General features: G+C 48.1%; 15 protein-coding genes. 6 read left to right on the top strand and 9 right to left on the bottom strand.

Going from position 1 to position 20361, the window contains the following annotated elements; all coding sequences use genetic code 11:
• Window positions 1-27: 27 nt before the first annotated feature.
• From Q1Q15_RS16055 to Q1Q15_RS16030, 6 genes are all read right to left on the bottom strand, one after another.
• On the bottom strand, window positions 28-2199 hold the full coding sequence (locus Q1Q15_RS16055; protein WP_300462116.1) for a PEP-utilizing enzyme: 2172 nt from the start codon (window positions 2197-2199) through the stop codon (window positions 28-30).
• A gap of 83 nt (window positions 2200-2282) precedes the next feature.
• On the bottom strand, window positions 2283-4613 hold the full coding sequence (locus Q1Q15_RS16050; protein WP_300462114.1) for a xanthine dehydrogenase family protein molybdopterin-binding subunit: 2331 nt from the start codon (window positions 4611-4613) through the stop codon (window positions 2283-2285).
• A gap of 12 nt (window positions 4614-4625) precedes the next feature.
• The gene (locus Q1Q15_RS16045) at window positions 4626-5117 is read right to left on the bottom strand and encodes a 2Fe-2S iron-sulfur cluster-binding protein (protein ID WP_300462113.1); all 492 of its coding nucleotides are present in this window, start codon (window positions 5115-5117) and stop codon (window positions 4626-4628) included.
• 2 nt (window positions 5118-5119) lie between these two features.
• Window positions 5120-6127 (bottom strand): FAD binding domain-containing protein, encoded by a 1008-nt coding sequence (locus Q1Q15_RS16040; protein WP_300462112.1) that lies wholly within the window; start codon window positions 6125-6127, stop codon window positions 5120-5122.
• Between the two features lie 175 nt (window positions 6128-6302).
• Window positions 6303-7715: a sigma-54 dependent transcriptional regulator gene (locus tag Q1Q15_RS16035; protein ID WP_300462109.1), complete on the bottom strand. Its 1413-nt coding sequence runs from the start codon at window positions 7713-7715 to the stop codon at window positions 6303-6305.
• Window positions 7708-9303 carry a PAS domain-containing protein gene (locus tag Q1Q15_RS16030; RefSeq protein WP_300462108.1) on the bottom strand — a complete coding sequence of 532 codons (1596 nt, stop codon included), beginning with the start codon at window positions 9301-9303 and terminating at the stop codon, window positions 7708-7710. Before Q1Q15_RS16030 ends, Q1Q15_RS16035 begins: the two co-directional genes overlap by 8 nt.
• Before the next feature lie 456 nt (window positions 9304-9759).
• Between Q1Q15_RS16030 and Q1Q15_RS16025 the strand changes: the two genes are divergently transcribed.
• The 5 genes from Q1Q15_RS16025 to Q1Q15_RS16005 all read left to right on the top strand — a co-directional run bounded on the left by Q1Q15_RS16025 (window position 9760) and on the right by Q1Q15_RS16005 (window position 15818).
• Window positions 9760-11556 carry an adenine deaminase C-terminal domain-containing protein gene (locus tag Q1Q15_RS16025; protein WP_300462106.1) on the top strand — a complete coding sequence of 599 codons (1797 nt, stop codon included), beginning with the start codon at window positions 9760-9762 and terminating at the stop codon, window positions 11554-11556.
• 37 nt (window positions 11557-11593) lie between these two features.
• Complete coding sequence (locus tag Q1Q15_RS16020; protein WP_300462104.1) at window positions 11594-13030, top strand: hypothetical protein; 1437 nt, start codon at window positions 11594-11596, stop codon at window positions 13028-13030.
• A gap of 63 nt (window positions 13031-13093) precedes the next feature.
• Window positions 13094-13465, top strand: a complete 372-nt coding sequence (locus Q1Q15_RS16015; protein ID WP_300462101.1) for a hypothetical protein — start codon at window positions 13094-13096, stop codon at window positions 13463-13465.
• The gene (locus Q1Q15_RS16010) at window positions 13466-14059 is read left to right on the top strand and encodes a type II secretion system protein (protein ID WP_300462099.1); all 594 of its coding nucleotides are present in this window, start codon (window positions 13466-13468) and stop codon (window positions 14057-14059) included. It begins immediately after the preceding gene.
• A 130-nt stretch (window positions 14060-14189) separates the two neighbouring features.
• Window positions 14190-15818, top strand: a complete 1629-nt coding sequence (locus Q1Q15_RS16005; RefSeq protein WP_300462096.1) for an ATP-binding cassette domain-containing protein — start codon at window positions 14190-14192, stop codon at window positions 15816-15818.
• A gap of 59 nt (window positions 15819-15877) precedes the next feature.
• On the opposite strand, the gene Q1Q15_RS16000 is transcribed toward Q1Q15_RS16005, so the two are convergent.
• Window positions 15878-16087: a SlyX family protein gene (locus Q1Q15_RS16000; RefSeq protein ID WP_300462094.1), complete on the bottom strand. Its 210-nt coding sequence runs from the start codon at window positions 16085-16087 to the stop codon at window positions 15878-15880.
• 427 nt (window positions 16088-16514) lie between these two features.
• Between Q1Q15_RS16000 and Q1Q15_RS15995 the strand changes: the two genes are divergently transcribed.
• A complete protein-coding gene (locus tag Q1Q15_RS15995; RefSeq protein WP_300462091.1) occupies window positions 16515-18203 on the top strand; it encodes a glutamine--tRNA ligase/YqeY domain fusion protein in 1689 nt (562 codons plus the stop codon).
• Window positions 18204-18220: 17 nt separating this feature from the next.
• Here the strand turns inward: Q1Q15_RS15995 and Q1Q15_RS15990 are convergent, their stop codons facing one another.
• Both Q1Q15_RS15990 and cysS read right to left on the bottom strand, forming a co-directional pair.
• Window positions 18221-18808 (bottom strand): prepilin-type N-terminal cleavage/methylation domain-containing protein, encoded by a 588-nt coding sequence (locus Q1Q15_RS15990; protein WP_300462088.1) that lies wholly within the window; start codon window positions 18806-18808, stop codon window positions 18221-18223.
• A gap of 108 nt (window positions 18809-18916) precedes the next feature.
• Complete coding sequence (gene cysS / locus Q1Q15_RS15985; RefSeq protein ID WP_300462086.1) at window positions 18917-20350, bottom strand: cysteine--tRNA ligase; 1434 nt, start codon at window positions 20348-20350, stop codon at window positions 18917-18919.
• Between the last annotated feature and the right edge of the window lie 11 nt (window positions 20351-20361).

Below are 20361 nucleotides of genomic sequence, written 5' to 3'. Positions count from 1 at the left end.
ATTATATCCCTATTTGCTTTTATAAAATCACAAATCAAGAGGAGTTGTTTTCTTAAATATTTCCCAAAATTCTTTATGCTTATTTTGCCATCCAAGTCCAAATTTACTGTCGTAAAATGGGCCAAATCTGTCGAGCCAGCGTGACCAAAAAAACTCCTGTTTTCCTTTGCTTTCAAAAATATCTATTAAAATATCTTCAATTTCGAAACATTTTTCTTTTGGAACATAACAAACGGCTCCTTCTTTGTAGGCACGTACAGTACTATCGAGGGATAATGCATGGGCCGTTAGCATTACGGACATCACTTTTTCCTTTTTAGCAATTGCCAAAAGGTCATAGCCTTTAACCCCCATTATATCCAAAATTGCCAAATCAAATTGTTCGTTTTCCAGAAGCGTTTTTGCCTTTTGGAATGTATCAGCCTTGGTTAATTCACACATTGGTAGTAAATCTTCCAAGGTGTCAAGTATGTCAGCTTCATCGTCTACGATAAGGAGTTTCTTTCCTTCTAAAGGACTAACAATTAGAACAGCCCCTAAGCTATCATCGATTTTTATACGTTGGCCGGTCTTAATTTTTAATGAACCATCAATAACATTGGTGATCACCGGAATGCCATACTCTCGTCCAAGAATTGCCGCATCTGACAGAATACCACCTCTATCAATGACGGCTCCTTTGATCAGAGGGAAAACAGGGCTCCAACTGGACCGGAATATTGGTGCAACTAAAATATCACCTTCCTGAATCTCACCCAACTGTTCGGCGGAAAGAATTACCCTTGCCGGTCCTTCAGCGATACCCATGGAAGCAATCTGCCCGCCCAAATTTACTTCATGTTTCGTATTGATTAAACTCGTCATCCCTATCGCAAGTTCTATTGCCATCGGATCCTTGGACTTAAGAAATAGATTGGCCGCTTGATCAGGATCAATCTTAGAAAAAAGGGGAGGAGGGATGATTTTTTTATTTTCTTCCCATTTAGTCTTACGGTTCCTTACAAGCGGTTTAAGACTACATGACTCTGGGTGAATTAATGCTTTATAGAGTTCTTCGGGGACGAGAAAAAAGATATCTTCAGCTCTTTCAATACATTCAACCTTAGAAATTTTGGTACCAATTTGCATTAAGACATGACGAGTTATTGCATGCTGGTAAACTTCACAATAGTAAATATGCTCTAATCGCCATATGGTAAATTGCTGTGCTATCCTTAAAAGAGTCTCGAACCAATCCCTTTGGTCTAAGGGGACTTTCTCAATCAACTCTTTTTCTACGTTTTCCCTTTCTTTTGCTTCTCTTTCGATCATCAAGTCGAGTTCAAAATCCGGACCTTTATTTAAATATTGCTGAATATGCACTATCGCAAGCGAGGGTTCTTCAACCCAAGTTGGTGTTATATAGTCTGACTCAATTAGGCATCTCCACCCATGGATATTTAGGAATTCAATGAGTTCCTTATTCCACAGCTGCCCGGATTCAGTCCTTTCCATTTGAGAAACAACTTCCTCAGGTTTATTTTCTATGAGAACATTGGCAAGGCCTAATTCGTTAGCCCTTTGAGACAGCCTGTGTAAGCCTTTTTCGACCAAGGAGGTTGAGGAGGTGGCATTTTGCAATCCAGTAAAAAGTTTTCGAAATAGGGGTTCTGATTCATCAATTCCCAACATGTTTTTGCAAAGATCAACGAATAAAAGATATGTTGTACCCAGCCCTTCCGAAAAATAGTATACTATTTCGTACATTTTCCGTGTAGCGCTCATTCTATCTCTGAAAAGTTGACTCATTTCGAACCAACTAGCATTATCGAAATCAAATTCTTTTGGTTTTTTGGTATAACCTATCAATTTTAATTTTGCTTCCGCCCAGAGCTGGTCATAATTTTGGATCAGATAGCCTAAAGCTGTTTTAAATTTAGCAGAACGCCTTTTGACTTCATCTTCCGATGCTGGCAGAGTCACTGTCATAAATCCATAACCGTTGTATGATCTGAAGGCTATACTATTTGCAGAGGGGATTGATATCTTGTAACAGGCGTAATTGGCTCCCCAATTGCTTGAATTCATAAAGACCCAGTCGAACATGGGCGTGCGAGGTCTCCCAGGAGGGGTATCGGCTGCACAATAAATCCAATAATCTGTCTTGTCTAAGTCTAATTTTTCATCATACATAAAAGTGGTATAATTGTCTTTTAACATATTCTAATCATCCCCCATATTTTTATCTAGCTCATTAAAAACAGTCTATTATTTTCAATTTATTAAATAAATTATTATATTGATTAAAGATTTATATTATTTAGCCCTTCCAAAACTTTTTCCGGTGTAAACGGCGTTGAATAAAGCCTTACACCTACAGCGTCGTATACGGCATTGGCAATGGCTGCCAGGATGGCGGACACATAGCCTTCACCAACCTCCTTGGTCCGGTAAGGTTTCCCGACCTGGTAACGTTCCGTGATCACGTCGATGTGTTCTGAGTCCGCAATATTACAGATGGAGGGCATCCGGTAATCCAGCCAGCTCGGATTCAGGGTACGACCTTTCTCCATCATTATTTCTTCCATAAAGGCATGACCCAGGGCCATGGATACCTGACCGTCAATCTGCCCTTCCACCAGAAGGGGGTTGATGGGAAATCCACAGTCATGAGCGGTCACGGCCTTCAGCAGACGGATGTTCCCCGTCTCAGTATCCACCTCCACTTCAGCTGTCTGGGCGTCAAAGGCATAGTTTTCAGTCCATCTTCCCTTTGTCGTTGCAAGACTCGGGTGGAAAGGTTCATCCCGCATCGTACGCCAATGCCCATTTCCAATGACAGGATCCCCCCTATGTTTCAGAATGCTTAAAGCCACAAGTTTTTCATATGATAATGAACGTTCCGGCTGGCCGGATATATAGATGCGTTTGTTCTGGAATGTCAGGTCTTCAATGTCGGCTTTGAGTTCTTCGGCAGCCAGCGTCATCAATTTTTGACGGACGTCACCGGCTGCCTCACGGGCGGCATTACCAGTTACATAGGCATTGCCGCTGATCCACACCCCAATGTCCACGGGGGTGGTTTCAGTATCGGCCGCAAACACCTGAACCTCTTCCATGGGGATTTTAAGTTCTTCAGCAACAATCTGGCACAGGATGGTTTCTGCTCCCTGTCCGATATCCAGGGCACCGGTCAGCAGGGAGACACTGCCGTCATCGTTCATTTTTACAATGACAGACGAACTGTTGGGGTAAATCAATGATCCCCCGAAGTAGGCACTGACCCCAATACCAATGCCTTTCTGATATCGTCCTTTTTTTTCAGTTCGGGTGCTCCCGAATTTTGCTGTAAAATCCGTGTGCTTGGCAATATCCAGAATGCAATCCGTGAGACCGCAATTATGCACATTATCTCCATTGGGCAGCATTTCACCTGAAACCCGTGCATTTTTCAGACGAATGTCAATGGGGCTGATGCCCAGTTCAGCCGCAATCATGTCCAGTTGAGATTCCACTGCAAATCGCATCTGGGGCGCACCATGCCCCCTTTGCGGAGATCGAATCGGGTTGTTGGTATAAACGGAGTATCCTTCATATTTCATATGGGGAATTCGATAGGGAGCCATTGCAAACCCCCACACCAGAAAAATGACGACCACGCCGCTGCCGCGATAGCCTCCTGAATTATTGATGGTTTTGAATTGCTGTGCCACGATGGTACCGTCTTTTTTAACACCGGTTTTTACCGTTACAATCATGGGTTGACCGTGACGATAGGCAGTGAATATCTCTTCCCGGGTGGCAATGATCTCCACGGGTCTGGACGTTTTCATGGATAGAAGCGCTGCACAGAATTCATGGGTGTATAGATCTATCTTCCCTCCAAAGGCACCCCCGACATAGGCTTTTTTCACCCTTACGGATGATTGTGGAAGTCCCAGGGTTCTGGCGATTTTTGCCCGTTTGATGAACGGGCCCTGGGACGATGTCCACACATTCAACTTTCCGTCTGCCTCAAAGCTGGCCACAGTGGCGTGGGGCTCAAGGAATCCGTGGGTCCTCAGATGGCTTTCAAACCGGTCCTCCCTCACATAGTCAGCCTCTTGAAACCCTGCTTCCACATCACCCCAGCCCGAAGTCGTTTTACCGCCGATATTGACCAGATCCTCTTTTACTTTGGGATGAGAAGGATGAATTTCCGGTGCCCCCGGCATCATGGCGTCTTCAGGATCAAAGACCGCAGGCAGAGGTTCATATGTCACTTTTATTAACCTCAGTGCTTCGTCCGCGGCATACACATCCGTGGCTGCCACTGCAGCAACTTCTTCACCAATAAATCGAACCTTGTCCATTGCCAGGGGATATTGATCCGCTGGATAACGAGGTGTTTCAACAAAGCCATGTTTTATGCCCAGGGTATCTTTACCGGTAATCACGGCTTTTACACCCGGCACCGCCAAGGCAAGGCGGGTGTCAATGTCCAGGATCCGTGCATGGGCATGAGGGCTTCTGAGTATCCTTCCAACCAACTGTCCCTTTAGTTTTATGTCAACTGTGTAGATTGCTTTGCCTGTTACCTTGTCCGGACCATCCTTTCTCAACATTCGTTTTCCGACATAATCCAACTCACTCATTTTCATGCTCCTTTAGGTGTTGTCTCTATTCAGCTTTGCAGCATGCTGCACAGACTCCATTATTTTATTGTATCCCGTACAGCGGCATAGATGGCCTCCCAGGCTCTCCATGATGTCCTCTTTGCTGGGATCAGGATTTCTTTTTAATAGATCCGTAGAGGCCATCACCATACCAGATGTACAAAAGCCGCATTGTACGGCCCCTTTTTCGAGAAAAGCTTCTTGGACCGGTGTCAGATCACCATTAATAGATTGTCCCTCAATGGTTTCGATTTTTTTATGTTCGCATTCAACTGCCAGCATCAGGCAGGCCAATATCGGTTCTCCTTCCAGCAATACGGTGCAGGAGCCACATTCACCCGTACCGCATCCTTCTTTAGTCCCCGTCAACCCCAAATTATTGCGTAATACGTCCAGCAGTGTTTCCTGACACTCAACTGCCAGCTCATACGTTTCCTCATTAACTGTCAGTTCAATGATTCTTTTTTTATGCGTTGTTGTCATCCTTACCCCTCCTTGTTACTTTGATCAGTGAGTCCTTTTACAGCATCGTTAAGGGCCTGCCTTGATTGAGTTTTCAAGCACTCGGTTAGATAGCTTTTTGAATACCCATGGTGGGATATTATTTTTAAAGACCTGGCAACTTTTTGTGAAACTGTGTTTATGTTCTCTTGGGACAAGCTTTTTCCTGCCAGCCAGTCTTCGGCTTCCAATGCTCTCTGGGGTCCCCCAAAGATTGCTCCCACTGAAATTCTCACCTGTTTACAGGTTTTAAGGTCTTTTTCTGCTTCTAAAAAAACCCCGACATTTACAACTGCAAATTCAATGGTTTCCCTTACGGTAAATTTTGCAAATCCACTCCCGGACAAGCCCTGTGTTTCCGGTACAATAATCTTTGTGATAATTTGATCCGGTTTTAGTGATAAGGGTTTAAGGGAGTCGTTGGTATAAACGTCTTCGATTTTTATTTCTCGCTCACCATTTGAATCTGCAATAATCACCCTTGCATCAAGACAAAAAAGTGCCGGCGCAATATCAGACATGAAGGTGGCCCAGCACTTTTTCCCTTTAGGAGCGAAATAGCATTCTTTTCCGCCGCGCTTCAAACAAGGCTCTGTAAATTGAAACGTATGCGTTTGGTTCAGGTAAAGGCATCGAGTTTCCTGGCAGATATTACCACCGAGCGTCCCCATATTTCTTATTTCACGGGTGGCAACTTTTTGGGCCGCCAGCGCTAACAAAGGCGCCTTTTCCCGGATTTCATAAGAAAGCGTGATTGTTGTCAAAGACATCTTGGCATCTATAATCAATTTACCGTCTTCATCAATTTGGGGAGTAGCCGATGGCAAGCCTTTCAGGCTTATAAGGACCTCTGGAGAACAAAGTTTATATTTCATTCTTGGGAAAAGGTCCGTACCACCTGATAAAAGTTTGGTGCCCTCACCGGAACCCAGGAGGACCACCGCTTCTTCTATTGATTTGGGGCTTTCAAGCGTGAATTTTGGTAAATACATAATAATTCCTTTATTTACAGGATAGGTTATTCGGAAACTATCTGAAGACAAAGCAAAAGATATGCCACCCGGCGGTCTGGCTTAACCCTCTAAAAATAGGGCATTTTGGGGATGTCAACGGGCGGTTATTGAGGCAGGTGCCTCTTTGAAGGAAACACTGCTGCCTCTTTTGGGGTTACTGATTTTTAAACAACTGGCTGTCGAGGCCGGTTTGATTCACCAGCCGCTGAAGCGACGTCCGGCGCATGCCCATGGTCTTTGCGGCATTTGTGATATTGCCTTTATGAAAAATAAGGCACTGAGTCAGATATTCTTTCGTAAAGTTCTGCAGGACATCCTGCTTCATTTCCTGATAGCTTATTTTCTTTTTAAGGAGATCAGAGTAATTAAAACAAACCTGATCTTTTTCAACCCGGGCCGGGAATAAACCGTCAATGGATAAGGTGTTATTTTCCGCCAGAACAATCGCCCGCTGCATGGCATTTTCCAATTCACGGATATTGCCCGGCCAGTCGTAGGCAACAATCGTTTCCAGAACTTCATCTGGAAGAAAAAGCGTATCAAAATTGAGCTTTGCTGTATACCATTTCAGGAAATGTCTTGCTAGTAAGGGGATATCCTCCCGCCTTTCTCTTAAAGCCGGCAAAGACAGTGTGATAATATTTAAGCGATAAAACAAATCTTCTCTGAACTCACCTTTTGAAACCATGTCCTCCAGATTGCGATTGGTAGCAGCAATAATACGGGTGTCGACTTTAATCATTTCTGTGGAACCTAATTTTACAAAAGCTTTGTCTTGAACGACCCTTAACAATTTTCCCTGCAAATCCAATGGCACTTCCCCAATTTCATCCAGGAACAATGTGCCTTTGTCCGCCCTTTTAAAATATCCTTCGCGGTCGGCATGTGCACCGGTATAAGCACCTTTAACGTGACCGAAAAGTTCGCTTTCCAATATATTACCTGATAATGCAGCACAGTCCGCCACAACAAAGGGGTGTTTTTTTCGTTTACTCCTGGCATGAATCGCTTTTGCAACAAACCCCTTTCCCGTTCCGCTTTCTCCCTGGATAAGGATATTAGAGTCTACAGGGGACACTTTTTCAATGACCCGCATGACCTTATTCATGGCTGAAGAATTTCCAATGACTATGGGTTTTTCATTGGTCTTTGTGAGTTGGCTTTTGAGTTCTTTGATTTCTTGCTGCAACGATTTTATTTTAACAATTTTATCGATTGCGTGCAGCAGTTCATCTTTGTCAAAGGGTTTGGTAAGATAATCAAAGGCGCCGTATTTCATTGATTTTATAGCAGTTTCCACTGTAGCATAACCTGTCATGATGATGACTTCTATAGATTGTCTTTGCGTCTTTATTTTTTTCAACAGCTGGATACCGTCCATCCCGGGCATCCGGATATCCACAAGTAACAGATCGAACCCTGTTCTTTGGTTTTGCAGCAGTGACAAAGCACTTGAACTGTCGGAAGCACCAATCACATTATATCCCTGCCTGGATAAAAGCCGGATGCAGCGTTTACGAACGGAATCTTCGTCATCTACAACTAAAATTTTAAAATTCTCAGTCATGACTATTCTCCGATTTATACTCGGGTAAACTGGGAAGCAAAACATAAAAAATAGCACCGGTTTTCCCTTTGCCATTTTCAAAGGTCATATTCCCTCCCTGTTCTTCGACAATCCGTTTGCTAACAGCAAGTCCAAGTCCGGTTCCTTTACCCCCTTCCTTGGTTGTAAAAAAAGAGTCAAAAATCATGTCTTTGTGATCACTGGAAATGCCGGGTCCGGTATCTGCAATTGACATTCGGATCCATGGATTTTGTTCTCCGATATCCAATACTTCGGTGGTAATAATTATTTGTCCCCCCATTGGCATGGCATCACAGGCATTTTTAACCAGATTCATTACTACCTGTTGAAGACTGTTTGAGTTTCCCCATACCGAGGGTAATTTTTCATAATAGTTTTTGATGAAATTTATATTTTCAATTTCTGCCTGACGCTGGACAAGGATAAGGGAGGCTTCAATAAGTTTATTCAGATTTAAGGGTTTGCGTCCTTCCGGCTTGCGACGTGAAAAATCAAGTAATTTTCTGGTTATGTTTCTGCAGCGGCGGGCGTCATTTTCAATACCTAAAAGTTCCTCTCTGGCCATTTTAAGATCCAGCTCACCTTTTTCAATATCCTCTATAAGCATTTGAACAGAAATGATTAGTCCGCCAAGTGGATTATTTATTTCATGCGCTACTTCACTGGCAAGCGTTCCTATTAAAGACATTTTTTCAGACTGAAACAACTCTTCTTTTAATTTCTGAGTTTCAGAGATATCCGTTACTGCAGTTACAATGCCCGACACCCGGCTCCCTTTTAGAGGTGAACTCCCCACAAAAAAAGGAATTCTTTTACCGGATTTAGAAATAAAACTGGTTTCAAAAGTCGCTTTTACTTTGGAATCTGTTGGTGAATCGATTAAATTTTGAAATATTGGTCGGTCTTCAATTGTCACAATTTTTGTATAGTGTTCGCCTAAAAGGTCATCAGGTTCATACCCTAAAAAATTGGCCAGTTGTTTGTTAACAAACTCAATATTGCCCTCAAAGTTTATGATTTGAATTCCATCGTTCAGGGACTCGATGAGGCTGTCGTTAAACTCTTTCAACCGGGCCATTTCAGTGTCAATCCGTTGTTTTTCCCTTTCTCTGGTTAGATCCCGTGCCACTCCGACCATGGCAATAGGCTTGTCTTTATCATTTTTAAGGGGCACACACCTCACATGTGCCGGAAAATGCCTGCCGGATTTTGTTTTAAGGATTATCTCTCCGTTAAAGGTTTGATTGTTTTTAATTTGTTTTAAAATGTCTGGTGTTTTTGCCCCTAGGATGACAATATGCTGATTCAGCACTTCATGGGCTTTAAATTCGAACATCTGCTCTGAATACCGGTTAAAAAAAACCAGGTATCCGTCCAGGTTTGTTATCACAATGGACTCTATAATATTTTCAAGAACGTTTTCAACAAACTCTTTGGTCGTCTTTCTCATGCCCAGAATGAGTTGGTTCCAGTTGAGATCGCTGCCTTCAGGCAGTTTTGATCTCTGGGGACTCTGATCCGTAAATTTCATTGATCCTTCTTTGTTCAACCGGTTATCATGTATCAAGTTTAATCCTGTCGTCAATAATCGAGCCCATTTTATAATAGCGACTTACACGCTGATTAAATTTCTACTCAACTTTCGGAGTTGGTCATTTTTATATGGGGTCAGGCTTTTTTTATGGCACTTTTTACCCGCCTGGTTATGAAATAGTGATAAAAAGTACAATAAAAAAAGCCTGACCCCGTCGATGAAAGCTAACGTCCGAAAGTTGAGATTTCTATAAACCGGATCGTTGTAAAATAGCAAGGGCAGATGTGGTGCCTGGATCGGAAACTTTTTCCGGGGTGGGAAAAAAAGAGTGCCCCCAGGCGTTGTTTTCCCGGACGGATTCTGAAAAACCGTGTATCCAAACCGCCAGTCACTAGATAGCCATTGAATTTTACAACATTTATGATATGGATAGCCAGGCAATACAAAAGGCTGAAAATAAATTTAAGACCGCACTGGAAAATGAATCGCATGAAACGAAAACTGTTGTGTAATAAAGACCAAAAAGCATTAATGGATGTGGCGGTGGGAATTCAACCCGCGGATCTGGTGGTTTCCAACTGCCGGATGTTAAATGTGTATACCGGCGAGATCATAGCGGATCATGCCATCTGCATCAAGGACAAATGGATCGCCTGTATCACAAGAGATGCAGACTCCCGGACAGGGCCGGATACGCAAATCATTGATGCCCGGGGCATGACGGTCATACCCGGGTTGATTGACGGCCATACCCACCTGGGCAATTATTTTTCTGCCAGCGAATTCTTGACGTATGCCATGGCCGGCGGTACCACCTGCCTGGTGACGGAAGCACTGGAGACGGCCTTTCCCATTACCGGGATCGACGGCATCATGGATTTTATGGATTCCTACCAGGACCAGCCCATCAAGGTTTTCGCCACAGCACCCATGGTGGTTTCCCCCAGCAAAAACGTCGGCAGGATCTCTGCGGCGGAAATGGCGGTATTGTTAAACCGGGATGACGTGCTGGGCCTGGGAGAGGTCTACTGGCAGTCGGTCTTCCATGAGCCGGACGCGGTTCTGCCCTTTATGAACCAGGCCCTGGCGCTGGGAAAGACCGTGGAGGGCCATTCTGCCGGTGCAAAGGGGGGAAAACTGGCCGCCTATGTGGGGACCGGGGTGTCCTCCTGTCATGAACCCATTGATATGGCCCAGACCCTGGAACGATTAAGGATGGGGCTCTATGTCATGGTCCGGGAAGGGGGGATTCGAGCGGATCTTGAAACAATTTCCCCCCTAAAGGACGAGGGGGTGGATCTGAGGCGGCTGATCCTGGTAACCGACAGTGTGTCCCCGGAATTTCTCCTGGAAAAAGGCACCATGGAATATGTGGCCCAGAAAGCCATTGACCTGGGATTTAACCCTGTGGATGTCGTCAGAATGGTGACATTGAACGTGGCTGAGCATTTTGGGATGGATCATATGGTGGGGGGGATTGCACCGGGACGGTTTGCCGACCTGTGTATCATCCCCGATATCCGGCACATCGCACCGCTATGGGTGATCAGCAATGGACGCGTTGTTGCCAGGGAGGGAAAATGTGTTGTTTCGCCAAGGGTCCATGGGTATTCAAAGAAAAGCCTGAACACGGTGAACCTGGAAAAAATCTTTTCTGCCGAGGATTTTATGATATCCGCGCCCCCGGGATTGGAACAGGTGGATGTGCGGATCATTGAAAAACTGACCCCTTTGGTCACCCGGGAAACCATACGGTCCATGCCGGTGGTTGACGGCCGAATCCCGGCGGATATTGAAACGGATACGATCAAGATTGCGGCCCTGGATCGGGTCACTGGATCAAACAACTGCTTTACCGGCCTGGTTTCAGGGGTGGGCATGACACAGGGGGCCATTGCCTCCAGTGGCTCCTGGGACACCCGGGATATCACGGTTATGGGTGCAGATGAAACAGATATGGCCCTGGCCGTGAACCGGATCACAGAATTACAGGGAGGGGCCGTTGTCACAGCCCGGGGCCGGGTGGTGGCGGAACTGCCCATGCCCATTATGGGACTGATGTCGGACCTTCCCGTGGAAAAGGTTGCCCAAAAGACGAACCAGGTGAACCAGGCAGCCAAAGACCTGGGATGTATTTTTGAAGATCCCCTCTTGTCCCTGGTGACCAGTACCAGTACGGCCATTCCCTATTTAAGGATCTGTGAGCTAGGGCTTTTCAACCTGAAAGACGGGAAAACGCGGGGGCTTTTTGTCCGGGGAGATGGCATGGCGCATAACAACGAATGAAACAGGATCTGTCAGTTGAGATGAGACAAAGGAAGGCATGCAACAACCCAATCGTAACATATTGATGGCCCGCACCACCGGCGGCTTTATCCTTGTGAGCATGATGATGGGGATCCTCATGGTACTCAGCCTCACGGCAATGACCCTGAACCAAAGTACCTTCATGGAAACCCGGATCAGCGCAAATCATGCATCAACCATCCACACGGCGTTTGGACAACAGGCGGCCAGGGCCTATGCCGTCTGGCAGTTGAAAAATGATCCGGACTGGCGAACAGCAGCCAATGGAGAGCCGTTTGTCTTTGACGGGAAGACCTATACCCTCAAGGCGCTCACCTGTTCCCTTGGGGGGTATGAAGATGTTGTGATGGTCAGTGCAGGCCTGTTGGGGGGAACACAGGTTGAACAGGTGGGGATCAGGATTGCCCAGCCCCCGGACTTCCTCTCGGTCTATTTTGCGGATTCGGGCAATTCCTGCATTCGTAAGATTAATCTGGCCACCGGCATCATCACCACCCTGGCCGGCCAGGGAACCAGAATCGGCGATACCGGAGACGGCGGTCCGGCCATTGATGCCCTGCTCTCAAGGGCTGCGGGCGTGGTGGGTGACCTTGACGGCAATGTCATTATTGCAGACACGGGGAACAATCGAATTCGACGGGTGGATGCCATAACAGGCATCATCTCCCCTCTGGTGAACCGTACCGGCACAGTCGGTACCTTAGGGGACAATGGCCCGGCCCTGGATGCACAGATCAAAAGCCCCCAGGCCATGGACCTTGATGGAAACGGCCATCTTTTTTTTACGGAAGTCCTCAACTCCTGTATCCGTCGCGTGGATGCCACCACCGGCATCATCACCACGGTTGCCGGCATTTGCGGCACGCTGGGCTACACGGGTGACGGCGGCCTGGCCACGGCCGCAACAATGAAAAAACCCGAGGGGGTGACCGTGGATTCTTCGGGCAATGTCTTTATCTCAGATACGGGCAACAACTGCATCCGAAGGGTGGATGCCACCACCGGCATCATCACCACCCTCATCACCGGGCTCCAAACACCGGGGACCATCACGGCTGACAGCCAGGACAACCTCTTTATAGCAGATACGGGAAATGCTGTTATTCGAAAAATCGATGCTGCCACGGGCACGCTGACAACGGTGGCAGGGATTGTCGGGTCACTCGGGTATAACGGGGACAATATCCCGGCCACCCTGGCAATGATCAAATTATCCGCAGGCGCCCTGGGCTTTGCCAACGGTGACATCTACATTTCAGACACGGGCAACAACCGCATCCGAAGGGTGGACGGGGCCACCGGGATTATCACCACCCTAGCCGGAAACGGTTTGATCGGGTTTTCAGGTGACGGCGGACCTGCGGTGGATGCAATGCTCAAGGGCCCCCAGAACATTCACTACGCCCCGACAACCCCGGAGCCCGTCTTTACCATTGTGGAGGAAATTTATTAAATAATGCCTTTTTTGCCCTGCCCACCGCCTGTAAAAAACCGTGTCAAAATCAGGGGATTCCTCATGATGGACCTGATGATCGTGATTCTTTTGATGGCCATTGCCATCGGCCCCATGATCTCTTCATTTTTCCCATCATTTGCTGCCATGGCCGACCAGCACCGCAGGGCAGTGATGACGGCAGGGGCCCAGGGAACCCTGAACCGGCTGACCGGGCTGTCCTACGCTACCCTGTACCCCCACATGGGGTACCCGACTTCGCTTGCCGCTGTCCTAGGCGGACCGGCCACTGCCCAGGAAACCGTCAGTTTTAACGGCCAGACGTATGTACCGGAGGTGAGCATCACGGATGCCAGCAGCGGTATTGGTGGTCTGATAAAAATTTCAGTCACCCTGGACACCATTGTCTTTAAAACCCTGAAGGCAGATTTTTAAATGAACAACCGGTTGCGTCGGAAAACATCATGGCTGAAACCGGTCGGGTTTCCAGGCCCCGGCCTTGTCCCGGCATCCTGTTCAAGGGGAATTACCCTGCTGGAGCTGATGATCGTCATTATGATCATTGGTATTTTAGGCATGGCGAGCTTTGCCACCGTCAACACTTGGACGCTGGACCGGCGACTGTTCCGTGCCTGCCAAATCATGGTCTCGGGGGTCGAATACGCGGCATCCCTTTCCAGGCGCTACCAGCGACCGTTTAAGCTGACCCTTTCAACGGCAAACAACAGCTTCGCGATCGTGGACACGGCCCCGTACCCCAATGCAGTGCCCCCCTTGCAACTGAACAATACCCCGCCGGTCAATGCCGACGGCGTGGTCCTTCACCCGCTGACAAACAGCTGGTATACCATTGACTTTGACACCGTGCCGGGCCTGGAAACCGTGACGATTCTGTCCGGACCGGTCAAACTGACCTTTGATGGGGTCGGAAACGAACGGATTGCCGATGTTGACTATGTGATAGCCGCCGGCAGCCAGACCCGGACCATCCGGGTGAGCGGTATCAGCGGCCATATCACCATTCAATGATCCGTCGGGAACCCAAGGCAAAAACAGGGGTTTTCTTTTATCGGAAAAAATGATATATTACAGCCGATTTTGAAACCACAGGATCCGTCCTGTGGTTTTCTGTTTAATAAAATAAGGAAACCAACCAACCATGATTTGCACAAGTGACATCACCCTGGCCTATGGCAAGAGGGTCCTGTTCAAAGACGTTAATATAAAGTTTACACCGGGCAATTGTTACGGACTCATCGGCGCCAACGGTGCGGGGAAATCCACCTTTTTAAAAATCCTTGCCAAGGATATCGAAGCGGACTCGGGAGATGTTTTTGTGGGCGCCCGGGAGCGCATCGCCATGTTACGACAGGACCACTTTGCCTTTGACGAGGACACGGTTTTAAACACGGTGATCATGGGCCATGAAAAGCTGTACAATACCATGCGCCAGCGGGATGCCCTTTATGCCAAACCGGATTTCTCCGAGGCCGACGGCATTAAATCCGGGGAGCTTGAAATCGAATTCGGGGAGATGAACGGCTATGAAGCCGAGTCGGAAGCCGGCGTACTCCTGAACAGCCTGGGGATTTTCGAAGCCGCCCACGGAAAGCGAATGAAGGAACTGGAAGGCGGAGAAAAAGTGCGGGTCCTCCTTGCCCAGGCCCTGTTCGGAAACCCGGACGTCCTGCTGCTGGATGAGCCCACCAACAACCTGGACATCCGGTCCATTGCCTGGCTGGAGGACTTTCTCTACCGGTTCAAAAACACGGTCATTGTGGTCTCCCATGATCGCCATTTCATGAACCAGGTGTGCACCCACATTGCTGACATTGACTTTAACAAAATATCAGTATACGCAGGCAACTACGATTTCTGGTACCAGGCCAGTCAACTGAACCTGAAGCAGCGACAGGCGGACAACAAACGAACCACGGACCGGGCCAATGACCTGAAGGCCTTTATCCAGCGGTTCAGTTCCAATGCCTCCAAATCCAAGCAGGCCACCTCCCGGAAAAAACTCCTGGAAAAACTCACCATTGAAGACATGCCGGTATCCTCCAGAAAATATCCTTTTATCAGCTTTCAGCCGGAACGTGCCTGTGGCAATGTCATCCTGGAAGTCAACGGACTCACCAAGACCATTGATGGAGAAAAGGTATTGAACAACGTGAGTTTTGTTGTGAACAACGGGGATAAAATCGCCTTTTTGGGTACAAACAGCCTGGCCAAGACCACCCTCTTCCAGATCCTGGCCGGAGAGATGGCACCGGACAGCGGTAGTTTTAATTGGGGCGTCACCATTTCCCATTCCTATTTTCCCAAAGAACACGGCGCGTTTTTCACTGGTGACCAAAACCTCATCGACTGGCTCCTGCAGTTTGCGCCTCCCAAAGAAGGAGAAAGCTTTGCCCGGACCTTCCTGGGGCGGATGCTCTTTTCCGGGGAAGAGGCCTTGAAAAAGATCAATATCCTGTCGGGGGGGGAACGGGTCCGCTGCATGCTCTCCCGGATGATGCTGGCCGGATCCAATGTCCTGATACTGGATGAACCCACCAATCACCTGGACCTGGAATCCATCACCGCCTTAAATGACAGCCTGGTCAAATACCCGGAGGTGATCCTGTTCACCTCCCATGACCACGAGTTCGTGAATACCGTGGTCAACCGGATCATCGAGATCACCCCCGGTGGCGTCATTGATCAGCTCATGAGCTTTGACGAATATCTGGCCAATACGGAAGTGGCTAAAATCCGGGAGATGTTGGCCCAAAAGGCGGCAGCATAAAGCCACATTTTTAAAGGCCCCCCATTACACCCGGCGCCAGGGGGTTATTTTTTTGGCGGCTAGTAATGGGGCGGCTGTTCATCTGCCGGTGCAGCACTTCCCGGGACGAATTCCGAGACCGCTTTCAGCTGCTTGACCAGGGTATTAACGATGAAACCGAGTCTTTCGATCTCCTGCTGCTGTTCGTAAAGGACATCGTTCAGGTCTTTGATGGTCTTTTCCTGAAAGGCAATCTTTATTTCAATTTTCACCAGGCGGTCTTCATTCATTTTCAATTTTTCTCCAGACACATAAATTGGGGTCATCAACAAATGAGGTCAGGCCATCTTTATTATTTTTTTCCCGGCTGAGCACGGGATAATGATCGCCTTCACCCCAAAAAAAGCCTGACCTTGTTCCCTCCTATCCTACACCAAAACCATGCCGGAAGACAGGAAAAGAACACCACTTCTCATGATAAAACGCAATAGTGTTTGCCTCTCAAATCAAAACTGTGATAAATAAGAGCTCAACTTTCGGAGTTGGCCATTTTTACATGGGGTCAGGCTTTCCTTATGGCACTTTTTACCTGTCTGGTTATGAAATAGTGATAAAAAGCACCATAAAAAAAGCCTGACCCCGTCGATTAAAGCTAACGTCCGAAAGTTGAGATAAGAACTTTTAAATTCAACACTAACTGCAAGGATAAACAGATAAATGGACGCAGACATTAAAAAGGGACATTTTATTGAATCAATTATCACAGAAGATATAAACAACAATAAAAACCAGGGAAAGGTCGTCACCCGTTTTCCACCGGAACCCAACGGATATCTTCATATCGGCCATGCTAAATCCATTTGTCTGAATTTCAATATGGCCGGCAAGTTTAATGGCAGGTGCAATTTACGGTTTGATGATTCCAATCCCACAAAAGAAAAGCAGGTCTATATTGATTCCATCAAATCAACGGTCAATTGGCTGGGATTTGACTATGGCACCCCCTTGTTTGCCTCGGACTATTTTGACCGACTCCATGATTTTGCCGTCCAGCTGATCAAAAAAGGCAAAGCCTATGTGTGCAGCCTGACGGCCGACGATATTCGGGAATACCGCGGCACCTTGACCGAACCGGGCAAAAACAGCCCTTACCGGGACAGATCAGTACAAGAAAACCTGGACCTGTTCGGCCGGATGAAAGCGGGTGAGTTTGGTGAAGGCGAGCATACCCTCCGGGCCAAAATAGACATGACCTCCCCCAATATCAACCTCAGGGATCCCATCATTTACCGGGTGAAAAAAGCCTCCCATCCCAGGACCGGGGATCAATGGTGCATCTATCCCATGTATGATTTTACCCATTGTCTTTCCGATGCCCTGGAAGGCATCACCCATTCGTTGTGCAGCCTTGAATTTCAGGATCACAGGCCTTTGTATGACTGGATCCTGGACGAGCTTGAAACCCCCTGCCACCCCCAGCAGATTGAATTTGCCCGGATGAACATCACCTTTACCGTGTTGAGCAAACGGAAACTGCAGCGACTGGTGGAAGAAAACCATGTCCAGGGCTGGGACGACCCCAGACTGCCCACCCTGGAAGGAATGAAAAGACGGGGCTATACCCCTTCGGCCATCCGGCAGTTCTGTGATATTATCGGCGTTTCCAAAAAAGACAGCCGCATTGATATGGGGCTGTTGGAAAGTTGTTTACGGGATGACCTGAACGAAACAGCCCCCCGGGTCATGGGCGTATTAAAGCCCCTAAAGGTCACCATTGAAAATTATCCCCAGGATCGGACTGAAGAGCTGGTGGCCAAAAACCATCCCCAGAAACAGGAAATGGGCACCCGAACCATCACCTTTTCCCGGGAAATTTATGTGGAACAGGATGATTTCATGGAGGCGCCCCCGAAAAAATTCTTCCGCCTGGGCCCCGGCCGGGAAGTCCGGTTGCGGTATGCCTATCTTGTGACCTGCAAACAGGTGATCAAAGACCCTGATGGTAAGGTAACCGAACTGATCTGCACCTATGACCCGGCCACCAAAGGGGGCAATGCCCCGGACGGCCGGAAAGTCAAAGGCACGATTCACTGGGTCAATGCAGCAGATGCCATTGATGCCCGTGTCAATCTCTATGACCGGCTGTTTAAAGATGAAAACCCGGAACAAAACAAACAGGATTTTATTGAAAACTTAAATCCCGATTCCCTGGAAACCCTGGCATCCTGCAAGCTGGAGAAAAGCCTGGGGGAGGCAGCCCCTGAAACCGTGTACCAGTTTGAACGGCTGGGATACTTTTGCCTGGATTCAGCGCACCAAGGCTCAACAGACATCCTTGGGGATCACCCTGTATTTAACCGGACCGTGACCTTGAGGGATGCCTGGGCAAAACTGAAAAAAAAATAACAGGAACCAGTGGCATTTCAGGGGGTGAGCAGCCGGGCCAGGGCCCGGTTTTCCAGGACAGCGGCCATGGCATTTTTCCCGGTGGCCAGGCGGATGCGCACCACACCGGGGGTCAGCTGTTGGGTGACAAAGCCGGTGACATGTTCACAGATGACCTGGGGGGATCGGGTATCGGCGGTATCCGCGGTCTGATAATCCGGGAGGGTTTCCACCAGTTTCCAATTGTCCGGATCGGTCTTGTCCAGCGCAAAGGACACATACTCTTTCACATCGCCCCCGCCCTCGTTCACCAGGCCGTCCCCATCGGTATCGGCATCCGGGATCCCATCGCTGCCGGCTGCCCGGGTGTTGTCGACCAGGTCCAGGATCCGCTCTGCCACGATCAACTGATCATGCTCGGCCGCATCATCGCCAGGCATCTGGATCTCATCGGTACCCGCAACGAAACTGACCATCCGGGCCATGGCAAAATACGCGGTCCCGTTGGTCTGGGAATGATCATCGGCAAACTGCATGGACCGGGTGAGCGTGCCGAAAATTTGTGTCAAACCGGTCATGAGAATGCCTAATATCATCACTGCGATCATCACTTCCACAAGGGTCATACCGGCAATCGAGCCATAACAAAAAATTTTCCGGCAGGATCGGTGAATGGGGCCGGATCGATAAGGGCTGTGTGAAAAAGGATGCATTTCAAGGGGATATAGAAAGGTCTATTCCACTCGCCAGGTGGTTCCCCGGGGGCCATCCTCCAGGACAATGTTCCGGCGTTGCAGCTGGTCCCGGATCTCATCCGCCCGGGAAAAATCCTTGTTCGCCCGGGCATCTGCCCGCTGCTGGATCAAGTCTTCGATTTCCAGGGGATCAATGGCCTGGTCGGCCATGCCCTTTTCTTTTTTATCGGTGAAATAGGTATGGGGGTCCAGTAGAAATATCCCCAGGATCCGGGAGATGGCCCGAATATCGGTATAAACGAGGGTTAAGGATTTCAGGACATCGTCATCCGGCCTGTCATGAACATCATCCAGCAGCCGGTTCCCTTTTTTGACGGCATCAAACACATCGCCCAGGGCCTTTGCTGAATTGAAATCATCGTTCATGGCATGGGAAAAATCATCCCACAACGCGCCCGTTTGAGACCCGTCACCGGTTACACCGGCGTTTTCCAGTCGTTCAAGAAAGGCATAAATCCGGTCCAGCCCCATGGAAACCTCTCTCATGGAATCTTCACTGTAATCAATGGGGCTGCGATAATGATTGGACAACAGGAACATGCGGATCACCTCAGGGGGATACGTGTCCAGCACTTCCTTGATCATGGTGAAATTGCCCAGGGATTTTGACATTTTTTCATTGTTAATGTCCACAAACCCGTTGTGAATCCAGTATTTGACAAATTGCCGGCCAAAGACCGCCTCACTCTGGGCGATCTCGTTTTCATGGTGGGGGAAGATCAGGTCTTTGCCGCCCCCATGGATATCAAATCCTTCCCCAAGGTATTCATAGCTCATGGCCGAACACTCGATATGCCAGCCCGGCCGGCCGTTGCCCCAGGGGCTTTCCCAGAAAGGCTCCCCCGGCTTTGCCGGTTTCCACACGGTAAAATCCAGGGGGTTTTTCTTTTGTTCATCCACGGCGATTCTTGACCCGGCCCGCATGTCCTCGGGATTCCGGCCGGACAATTTACCATATTCCTTAAAGCCATCAATGGAAAAATAAACCCCGGCCCCGTCGACAAAATAGGCTTTGCCCCGGTCAATGAGCATCCGGATAAAATTAATAATATGCGGAATATGCTCGGTGGCCTTGGGTTCAACACTGGGCCGCAACACATTGAGGGCATCCATTTCCGCGTGGAATTCATCAATATATTTTTCCGTAATGGCTGAACACGCTTCCCCCAGCTCATTGGATTTTTTAATGATCTTATCATCCACATCTGTAAAGTTTCTCACATAGGTAACCGCATACCCCAGCCGGGTCAACCATCTGAAAATCGTATCAAACACCACAACGGAACGGGCATGACCGATATGGCTGGTATCGTATACAGTGGGACCGCAGACGTACATTTTGACTCGCCCTTTTGTCAAGGGGACAAATTCTTCTTTTTTACCATGCAAGGTATTATATACTTTTAAACCCATTCTATTTTTCC

The organism is Desulfobacula sp. (assembly GCF_030145145.1).
In the GTDB taxonomy this organism is placed as follows: domain Bacteria; phylum Desulfobacterota; class Desulfobacteria; order Desulfobacterales; family Desulfobacteraceae; genus Desulfobacula.
This window is presented reverse-complemented; position numbering and strand designations above follow the sequence as displayed.